General features: G+C 66.2%; 1 protein-coding gene. It reads left to right on the top strand.

What is annotated here, in order from left to right; genetic code table 11:
* Positions 1-665 precede the first annotated feature (665 nt).
* A complete protein-coding gene (locus AB0H52_RS32020; RefSeq protein WP_357952039.1) occupies positions 666-1,247 on the top strand; it encodes a recombinase family protein in 582 nt (193 codons plus the stop codon).
* Positions 1,248-1,256 lie beyond the last annotated feature (9 nt).

Here is a 1,256-nt window from a genome sequence, read left to right on the forward strand (position 1 = left end):
CACCGCGGCGTTGGTCAGTGGGGTGAGCACCGGCCACGCACCGCCGACGCGGGCGCTGCACCGCAACATCGTCGATCTGATGCGGATGACCGATCTACAGTGTCATGTCAAGGTTCGAGGTCCCCTGCGCGAAGGACTCATACCTGAACCTTGGCGCTGGTCGCCTCGTGTCGGGCCGACTCAGCCACGCTGACCCGGGCCGACCTACTCGTCACCGCTTCGTCGGCGCGGCCATTCGATGGCAATCTCCCGCGCGTTCGGCGCCTCTGCGCCCAGCTTTAGCCAGCGCTCCCGACGCGACCTGGGCAGTGCCAGCGGTCCGGCCGCCGGCTCGGCGGGCCTCAATCGGCATCAAGGCGCCAATTTCGCGGGCACCGCCAGAGATTATCCATTCCATCTGGTGTTCCTTGTTGACGAACTTCCGGTTTCCCTTCACCTGTTCACCACAGCCGCATTTGCATTCCATGCGGCGGACTTTGCTGCATTCCATGCGGCGGAAGGACGTACAGCATGCACGCGACAGTGTTCGTGGCGTTGGGGTAGACCCCAACACCACATTCGGCTGCACCAGGTCAGCCGCGTCAGGATAGGGCCATCTGCGCGCTTTCTTGACGCTTGTCCGGCGGAGCCATAGAGTCCAGCCTGACATTATCGGGCCGGAAAGGGTGAACAGGGTGCGGGTCGGCTACGTCAGGGTCAGCGCCGTCGAGCAGAACACCGTGCGCCAGCTCGACGGCGTGGACGTCGACCGGGTCTTCACCGACCGGGCCTCGGGCAAGGACACCGCCCGGCCGAAGCTCGACGAGCTGATCGCGTTCGTCCGTGACGGCGACACCGTCATCGTGCACTCGATGGACCGGCTCGCCCGTAACCTCGATGACCTGCGCCGGCTCGTGCGGACCCTGACCGGCAAGAACGTGCGGGTGGAGTTCGTCAAGGAACAGCTCACCTTCACCGGCGAGGACTCCCCGATGGCCACCCTGCTGCTGAGCGTCATGGGGGCCTTCGCCGAGTTCGAACGGGCCCTGATCCTGGAACGCCAGCGCGAGGGCATCGCCGCGGCCAAGCAACGTGGCGTCTACACCGGCCGCAAACCGGCGCTGACCACCGAGCAGGCCGACCAGCTGCGCCAGCGTGCCGCCGCCGGGGAACGCAAGTCCACGCTCGCTGCGGAGTACGGCATCAGTCGCGAGACCGTGTACGCCTACCTCCGCCCCACTACCGCAGCAGGAGCATCCACCGCATGAGCAGCTTGG

It is taken from the genome of Micromonospora sp. NPDC050695 (genome assembly GCF_040654415.1).
Lineage (GTDB): Bacteria > Actinomycetota > Actinomycetes > Mycobacteriales > Micromonosporaceae > Micromonospora.